7 protein-coding genes are annotated in these 8,397 nt (G+C 49.0%); 1 reads left to right on the plus strand and 6 read right to left on the minus strand.

Translation table 11 applies throughout. The annotated features are described in order from the left end of the window. The 3 genes from Q0231_RS16390 to Q0231_RS16400 all read right to left on the minus strand — a co-directional run. A partial coding sequence (locus tag Q0231_RS16390; RefSeq protein WP_299349304.1) for a carbohydrate ABC transporter permease occupies positions 1-872 on the minus strand: 872 nt, incomplete at its 3' end. Then, on the minus strand, positions 862-1,758 hold the full coding sequence (locus Q0231_RS16395) for a sugar ABC transporter permease (protein WP_299349308.1): 897 nt from the start codon (positions 1,756-1,758) through the stop codon (positions 862-864). The genes Q0231_RS16390 and Q0231_RS16395, both read right to left, overlap by 11 nt. Before the next feature lie 122 nt (positions 1,759-1,880). Next, the gene (locus tag Q0231_RS16400; protein ID WP_269392698.1) at positions 1,881-3,116 is read right to left on the minus strand and encodes an ABC transporter substrate-binding protein; all 1,236 of its coding nucleotides are present in this window, start codon (positions 3,114-3,116) and stop codon (positions 1,881-1,883) included. A 207-nt stretch (positions 3,117-3,323) separates the two neighbouring features. On the opposite strand from Q0231_RS16400, the gene Q0231_RS16405 reads away from it, so the two are divergent. After that, positions 3,324-4,343 (plus strand): LacI family DNA-binding transcriptional regulator, encoded by a 1,020-nt coding sequence (locus tag Q0231_RS16405; protein WP_269392697.1) that lies wholly within the window; start codon positions 3,324-3,326, stop codon positions 4,341-4,343. Here Q0231_RS16405 and Q0231_RS16410 read toward each other — a convergent pair whose 3' ends face one another. The 3 genes from Q0231_RS16410 to Q0231_RS16420 form a co-directional block, all read right to left on the minus strand. Continuing rightward, a complete protein-coding gene (locus Q0231_RS16410) occupies positions 4,344-5,153 on the minus strand; it encodes a pentapeptide repeat-containing protein (RefSeq protein WP_269392696.1) in 810 nt (269 codons plus the stop codon). It abuts the gene before it with no gap. Between the two features lie 92 nt (positions 5,154-5,245). Next, entirely contained in the window at positions 5,246-6,901 is a 1,656-nt protein-coding gene (locus Q0231_RS16415) for a U32 family peptidase C-terminal domain-containing protein (protein WP_269392695.1), read from the minus strand. A gap of 83 nt (positions 6,902-6,984) precedes the next feature. After that, the coding region (locus tag Q0231_RS16420; RefSeq protein ID WP_299349316.1) for an EAL domain-containing protein at positions 6,985-8,397 on the minus strand (1,413 nt) is incomplete at its 5' end.

The following is an 8,397-nucleotide window of genomic DNA, read 5'->3' on the forward strand; positions in this document are numbered from 1 at the left end:
TTACCAGCGAAGATATAAACAAGTATGGTTGGTAGTGCTGCCATCAAAGCAGCAGCCATGTCGACGTTATATTCTTTGCCGGCAAAACTCGTATTTACTAAATTATTAAGTGCTACTGTAATAGGTAGATTATCGACCCCAGAGAAAACCACCCCAAACAAGAAGTCGTTCCAAATGCCGGTGACCTGCAAGATCATTGCCACCACAAAGATGGGCAATGACATGGGCAGCATTATGCGGAAATAGATGCCCCAAAACCCTGCGCCATCAACGCGCGCCGCTTTGAAAAGTTCTTCAGGGAGCGAGGTGAAATAGTTTCGGAACAATAGCGTCAGTATGGGCATGCCAAAAACGGTATGCACGAGAACAAGGCCACCTAGGCTGCCAAAAAGTTTCAGTTCACGCAATATGATTACGATTGGGTAGATCATAACCTGATAGGGGATAAACGCGCCAAAGATCAGAATGGTGAAGAAGACATTTGCACCTTTGAATTTCCAATTGGCAAGCGCGTACCCATTTACCGATGCAATAGCGATTGAAAGGGCAACCGATGGCAAAAGAATACGAACAGAATTCCAAAAACCGCGGCTCAAGCCTTCACAGTTTAGCCCTGTGCACGCTTCGGACCATGCTCTGGTCCAGGGGGTAGTTGTAATCTCAACTGGTGGTGAGAAAATGTTGCCCAGCCGAATTTCTGGCATGCCTTTAAGCGAGGTCACCACCATCACATACAAAGGCAACAAGTAATAAAGTGCGACAACGATCAAGGTGCCGTAAAGCATGATGTTGCGGGGTGAAAGCAGCTTGGTTGGCTTTGGACCACGAGGGCCTGCCATTAGCGTTGAAGTCGTCTCAGTGTTATTTGTCATTTTTACGACCCCCAAATTCTAGATATGCCCATGGGATCAGGATCACCAACACGCTCACAAGCATCATGGTTGAAGCGGCAAAGCCTTGGCCCAGGTTTTGGTTTCTGAACATGGTGTCCATTACATATTTGGCTGGAACCTCAGACGCGATGCCCGGACCACCATTCGTTTGGGCGATCACAAGGTCGTAGACCTTAACAATGCCCGCAGAGATCAGCACCAGTGCTGTAATAAACACAGGTCGCATCATGGGGATAACAACGAATAGGTAAGTCTTCCATTTTGGAATACCGTCCACGCGAGATGCTTTCCAAATGTCCACATCGATGCCACGCAAACCGGCAAGCATAATGACCATAATGAAGCCCGTGCCTTGCCAAAGCCCAGCAATCAAAATGCCAAAAATTACGATATTGGCATCGTACAGCGGATCAAAGGTGAAATTAGAAAAACCGATGCTGCGAATAACATTTTGGACGCCAAACTCTGGGTTCAAAATCCACTGCCATACAAGGCCCGTCACCACAAAGCTCAATGCAAATGGGTACAGGATGATGGTCCGAAACGTGTTCTCAAACCGGATTTTTTGATCCATAAGCGCTGCCAGCAAAAAGCCGACTGCAAATGAAAAGATCAATGAACAAATGCCGTAAATCGCTAGGTTCTCAATAGAGATCAACCAACGCCGAGTGGCCCAAAGGCGCTCATATTGTGCAAACCCTACAAAGTCGAGTTTTGGCAAAAGTTTGGAGTTCGTAAAAGAATGCACAACAGTCCAAATCGTACAGCCAACGAAAACCACCATTGCTGTCAGGACCATCGGGATCGCTGCGATTTTGGCGTTGACGTTTCTAAAGATTTGGTTTGGCCTCACGGATCTAGCCATGACTAACCACCTTTCAACTCAGATGAATTGTTCGTGCCGGGGCTACAAGACCCGACACGATGCTACGCTTCAATGAACGCTTGCCCCAAATCATTTTTGGGACAAGCGGTCACGCGGGAGGATTATTCCGCTTCTGAGATAATTTGAGCGTATTGTGCTTGGGCGTCAGCTGGTGTCATGCTGGTGTCGTTCCAGAACTCAACGAGCAAGTCTTCAACACGTGATGTTGTATCAGGTGTGAGTACTTGAGCACCGTCTGGCATAATGTTGCCAGCAGCCAAGATTGATAGGCCTTTTTGCATGCAATCGTTGGCTGTGCTCATGTCGATATCACCACGAACAGGCAGCGAACCTTTTTTCAAGTTGAACGCAACTTGTACTGGTTGTGAAATCATCAGCGCGGCAAGTTCTTTTTGTGCGGCTGTAATCGCTGGATCGTCATTCTTAGGGAAGTAGAATGCATCACCACCAGTTGAGATGATTTCGTTCACACCCAAACCTGGAAGACAGCTGTAGTCCACTCCAGCAGTTTGACCTGCAACTTGGAATTCGCCTTGTGCCCAGTCACCCATGATTTGACCGCCAGCTTGACCGGTGATCACCATGTTTGTGGCTTGGTTCCAGTCTTGAACATTTGAACCAGCAGAAAGTGAACGTGCTGCACCAAAAGCTTCAAACACCTCTGCCATTTCTGGGCTTGCTGCTGCCTCGGCGTCTTTATTCACATTGATTTTGGTCCAAAGATCCAAGCCACCAATGGCAACGTTGATCACGCCAAACGCGCCTGAAGTTTGCCAAGACTGCTGACCCATAGCAAGCGGGGTGATGCCTTTTGCTTCAAGTGCGGGAGCGGCTGCAACAAACTCGTTCCAGTTTGCAGGAACATCAACACCTGCGTCTGCATATGCTTTGTGGCTCAACCAAATCCACTGCCAAGAGTGAATGTTCACAGGCACACAATAGATTTTGCCGTCAACAGTGCAGCTATCAAGCAAGCCAGTTGGGTTTACAACGTCGCGCCAGCCACCTGCGTCTGCAATATCGGTCAGATCGAGCATCAAACCAGCTTCAATAAGCTCTTCTGCTTGACGGCCGTGGTTCAACTGAGTGGCACCCATCGGGTCGCCGCCCAAAATACGGCTAACGATAATTGGGCGCGCTGTTCCGCCAGAACCAGCGATCGCGCCATCAACCCAATTGTTGCCGGTGGCATTAAATGCCTTTGCAAACTCAGCAACCGCTGCGGCTTCGCCGCCTGATGTCCACCAATGAGTTACTTCCAAATCAGTAGCGTAAGCGCCAAATGTCGTACCGCAGATTGCCGTGCTGGCAACCAGTAGTTTTTTTAAAGACTTCATTTCTTCCTCCCTGGGGTGAGGCATGTGCCTCGATATAAACAAGATGCCAAAATCAAATTTCTCAACATCTCACTCAAATTCTGCAATCGATTACATTGAGCGCTGCAACACTCATTTGTAATCGATTACATAATATTTCACTACAGATTTGCATATGTCAAGAAAATGTTTACAACTGTTTATAAAGCGAAGGTTGGAATTTCCGATATGAATGCAAAAGGCCCAAGAATTCAAGAAGTTGCAGTGGAGGCAGGTGTGTCCACAGCAACGGTTAGTCGTACGCTTTCAAATCCAGATTTGGTGTCGGAAAAAACAAGGGAAGCAGTTTTAGCTGCGGTTGAAAAGACCGGTTATCGCATAAACAGGGCTGCGCAAAACCTGCGGAAGCGTCAAGCTGGTGCGATTCTGGTGCTGCTGCCAAACCTTGGAAACCCGTTCTTCTCTCAAATTCTTTCAGGCATAGAAAGTGTTTTTGCAACTTCAGATTTAAGTGTGTTGATCGCGGATACAAATGGGATCAAACAAGATCAACTCACGGGGTACTTTCGCGATACGCGTGCCGATGGCGTTATTCTGCTCGATGGTGGCATTCCGCGCGCGGTATTGAATGAATTGGCACAAACAACCCCTGATAATCGCATCGTATTTGCTTGCGAATGGAAGCCTGGAACAGACTTGCCTTCCGTTCGCAGCGACAATCGGGGCGGTGCGCAGCAGGCCATTGCGCATTTGGTGCAGCTCGGACACAGCAAAATTGGCCATATTGCGGGCCCCCGAAACAACGTTTTGACAAAAGAACGTCTAGCCGGTTTTGAAGCCGCGATGCGCAACCAAGGCTTAGAGATTGTGCCACGCTGGGTGGTTGATGGTGGCGACTTTTCGCTGGACGCGGGTGCGCAAGCAGCACGTCAATTCATCGAAATGGACGAACGGCCAACCGCTGTATTTTGTGGGTCCGATTTGATTGCCATGGGCTTCATTTCCGAAATGCACAAACGAGGCATATCCGTGCCCAACGATTTTTCCGTTGTTGGGTTTGATGACATTGAAATCGCCGACCGGTTTATCCCTTCGCTCACCACCATCAGGCAAAACCGCACCCAACTCGGCGTGTTGGCCGCAACCACTTTATTGGGGCAATTGTCTGGCCGGGCTGTTGCCGCACAGGACAATGTGCAATTGGTTGATGTGTTGCTGATCAAGCGGGGCAGCACCGCTGCGATTTAATTAGTCGTTCTTGATTTGGCAATTGTTGGCAATCGGCGTGATTTTGCCAACGTATTGGGGAAGAATTGTGGTTTCATCAAAACACGCCAAGGCAAGCTGAGTGCTTGTCAAACCAAGCGCCTTACTTAGATCAGTAAACCGAATATCCGCGTGGGCAAGGTTTGCTTTGTCCATAATTGTGTTCTCAAATGATGCAAAATGCATTGTCGTGAACTTGAGATCTGCGCCGGAGAAGTTAACCGCCTCCAAGTCTGATCGGATCAGGCTTGCGCCTTCAAGATCTGCTCGAACAAAGCGCACCCGGTCGAATTCTAGTCCATCAAGATTGAAGCCTTTTAGCTCTGCATTGGTGAGGTCAATTCCTTCCAAATCGGGAATGAAGTCTTTTAATCGACCGAGCTGATCAAGAAACGACAAAACGCGCCCGGCACGTTCTTGGCGAACTATTTGCAAGATGGCAGCGGTGTGCGCCTGCGCAACCGCATTTGTAACAGTTGCGTTGTGATCAAGAGGAGAAAGCACTAGGTTTGAAATTCGATCAATATATTGCTGGAATGCGCTCTCTTGTATGGTGGATTGGTTGGACTGCGCCTGGACATGGTTGACCACCAAAGTGGCCGTGGCAATGATCGAGGGGACCAGCAATAGCGACATCCAATCCCACAGTGTTTTGCCTTTGAAGCCTAACCAATGCGGCCGTAAAAAATGCAGAACAAGCAATGCCATGCCAGCAACGATCAACACTAATATCATGTCGAACCCGTCAGGTATAACAGATCCGATCGACAAATCGCTGTCTATGTCAAACAAAGCTTGGTCCCTAATTGTACGGGTGTAAACATTGGTTTACAAATTGCATGTGGGCTTACTTTTGTCCACACATACTGCCCGAAGTGATCCCGCTACTCCGCAGCCCCCTTCATGGCACTGGCCTCCGCACGGCTCAACAACTCACCCTGTTTGCGTTTTAGAACCTCTTCTCGCGCTTTGGCGTAAAGGTCGTCTTGCCAGAACATCATGCATCCGTTGCACCCTTTACCGCAGCACCCGTCTGTGCCCACGCGGTTAGTCTTGAAGCGGGTTGCATTGCCGCCTTCTTGAATGCTGGCCACCAAGGCATCGCGTCGCTTTTGATAAGCCGCGTCATTCGGCTGGCCCTTGATTTCGGCTTCTTGGGTAAGTTTGTCGAACTTGATCCGTTTCCATTGTTCGTCTGTCAATGCGCGCTCTTTGCGCATCACGGAATATTCGGGAAACCAAGCTTTCAAGTCACTGGTGTCTTCATGGTCAAACAGCGAGAAGGGCAAGCGGACGACGGTTTTGGTGCCCCCATGCACAGCATCCACTTTTTCGCCCGTTTCCGCACGTTCAAAATCATAAACCCGCAGTAAGATCGTGTGCCGCGCAATTGGGGAGATGAATTCGAGCACATCACCAGCCTCGAGCTTGTTTTTCACTTCAACCAAAAATGCTTGGTCTTCGACCTTGGTCACCACCCCTGCATATTCCCACTGCGCGATTGAGGCGGTGTGTTCGTAATCATGCGCGTAATTGGTCAAACGACCTTCGTGAAAGGCGAGGGTGTAGCCCCGGTTGCCGACGGCATCCAACTCGGCCATATAGGGCTTTGGATTCCAGCCTTCTGGGTCGGCATAATAATCGTCAATTGCCATACGATAGGCGCGGGCCACAACGGCGCAATAATACTCAGACTTGCCGCGCCCTTCGACCTTTAGACTGTCCACACCGATTTTGAGGTAGTCATCCAGCTTGGGCATAATGCTCAAATCACGCGAATTCATGATGTAAGAGCCGCGTCCATCTTCTTCAATCGGCAAAAACTCTCCCGGTCGACAGCCTTCTTCCAGCAAGAACTCAAACATGTCCTTGTTGTCTTGGTTGATTTCAAGCTCTTCCACCGTGCCGTCTTTTAAGCGCATTTTCAGCTTGTAGTTCCAGCGGCAAGAATTGGCACAATTGCCTTGGTTCGCTCCGCGCTCCGCCATGAAGTTCGACAGTAAACAGCGCCCCGAGTAAGTCATGCACATGGCCCCATGCACAAAGGCCTCTAGCTTGATGTCGGGACACTTTTCCCGGATTTCCACCAACTCGGCGTAAGAAACTTCCCGGGCTAAAACACATAAGGACGCACCTTGATCTTGCCAAAATTGAACGGACAACCAAGAGCAAATGTTCGCCTGCGTGGAAATATGCAATTCCAACTCTGGGGCACGATTTTTGACATATTGAAAAACCCCCGGATCAGCGATGATCAACCCATCAGGTTTTACCCGCCGCACCGTTTGCACATATTCATCCAGCTTTGCGATGTCTTTATTGTGCGAAAACAGATTGAGCGTTAAATAGGCGCGTTTGCCGTGTGCATGACAAAACGCAACGCCTTCAATCACTTCTTCCAAGCTGAATTGGGATTTGGTGCGCAAGCTCATATCAGGCGTGCCCAAATAAACCGCGTCCGCGCCATATAGAATGGCCATCTTCAGTTTGCGCAAGTTGCCCGCTGGCATCAGTAGTTCAGAACGGTGATCTTTTTTCATGTCGCTTCGCCTCGCTGAAAGCGAGGCTTTTGCGCTCAAAACCGTTGAATTGCGTTGATTTGGGTCAATTGGAGCAAGGTGTTCTAAACCGCCAAAACATCAGGTAAATGGTGGATGGCATAACGTTCGCCACCTTTGCTCATCAAATCCGTCAACACATCCGCAGAACTTGGCACACCATAATAAAAGCCTTGAATTTCGTCACAGGCACATTCTTCTAAGAACTCACGTTGCTGGTCAGTTTCAACGCCTTCCGCAATGGTCGAGATATTCAAGCTTTGCGCCAATGAGATAATGCCGCGCACGATGCGTTGATCGCTGGCGCTCCAGTTCACATCTTTGATGAACGAGCGATCAAGCTTGATCCGGTCAATTTCAAACCGGCGTAGATAGCCAAGTGAAGAATAGCCTGTTCCAAAATCATCCAATGCAACACGGGCGCCAAGCTCTCTAATCGCATCCAGCGTCGCCTTTGTTTGGTCGGAATTATTCAAAAACAAGTTCTCTGTCACCTCAAGTTCCAGCATGTCGGGAGAAATACTATGCGTGCGACAGGCATTCGCTATGTAATCGACCAGCTTGTGGTCGTCGAATTGTCGAGACGACAAATTGACCGAAATGCGGAACGACTTATCAAATGAGCGGTTTAGTTTGGCTGTCTCAAGGCAAGCACGGTCCAAGACCTGTTTGCCCAGCTCATTTATCAGGCCCGTTTGTTCCGCGATTTGGATAAAGAGGTCGGGGCGAATGGCACCAAATTCGGGGTGTTGCCAGCGCGCGAGTGCTTCAAAGCCAACAAGCTGCTCGCCCTGAACAACAACTTGGGGTTGAAACGCAACGCCAAGTGATCCTTCGTTAACAGCCTTGCGCAAATCTTGTTCCAACTTGTGTCGATAAGCGGCTTCCTCGGCCATTTTATCTTCGAACTGCATGATGGTCTGGGTGGTTGATTTTTTGGCCCGATAGAGCGCAATATCGGCAGACTTATAGGCTTCAGCAATCGGTGTGGTGCTGTTTTCAATCATGAATATGCCAAAAGAGCAGCCAACAAAGACCTCACAGGATCCCAGTTTGATTTTTGCCGCAAGCGTACGTTCTATGTCTTCACAAATCTGCTTTGCGCCCGCCGCATCAATTTCTGTCGATATGATGCAAATGCCAAATTCATCCCCCCCAAGTCGGGAAACCAAAGTCCTGCCATCCATACGTTGCTTCAACCGTTCTGCAACAATTTGCAAAAGCAAATCACCCGCCGCATGCCCGTAGCAATCGTTAACGTTCTTAAACCCATCTAAATCCAAAACGATAAAGGCCGCTTTCAGATCTCCGCTTTCAGCAAGTCTGACTTCTATTTGTTTTACAAAAGCAGTGCGATTAAGGGTTCCGGTTAAAACATCATGGTTTGCCATATGCTGAAGATCCGCGGTGCGTTCTTCAACCCGGAGTTCAAGTTCGTCACGGGCGCGCAGAAGTTCAATTTCGGTGGTTTTTTTGTC

Source organism: uncultured Maritalea sp. (assembly GCF_937139385.1).
In the GTDB taxonomy this organism is placed as follows: Bacteria; Pseudomonadota; Alphaproteobacteria; order Rhizobiales; family Devosiaceae; genus Maritalea; species Maritalea porphyrae_A.

What these genes read in the sequence shown, in the direction of transcription:
- Q0231_RS16405 (WP_269392697.1), top strand. Translation starts at nt 3,324, where the DNA reads ATGAATGCAAAAGGCCCAAGAATTCAAGAAGTTGCAGTGGAGGCAGGT.
- Q0231_RS16400 (WP_269392698.1), bottom strand. Translation starts at nt 3,116, where the DNA reads ATGAAGTCTTTAAAAAAACTACTGGTTGCCAGCACGGCAATCTGCGGT.
- Q0231_RS16415 (WP_269392695.1), bottom strand. Translation starts at nt 6,901, where the DNA reads ATGAAAAAAGATCACCGTTCTGAACTACTGATGCCAGCGGGCAACTTG.
- Q0231_RS16395 (WP_299349308.1), bottom strand. Translation starts at nt 1,758, where the DNA reads ATGGCTAGATCCGTGAGGCCAAACCAAATCTTTAGAAACGTCAACGCC.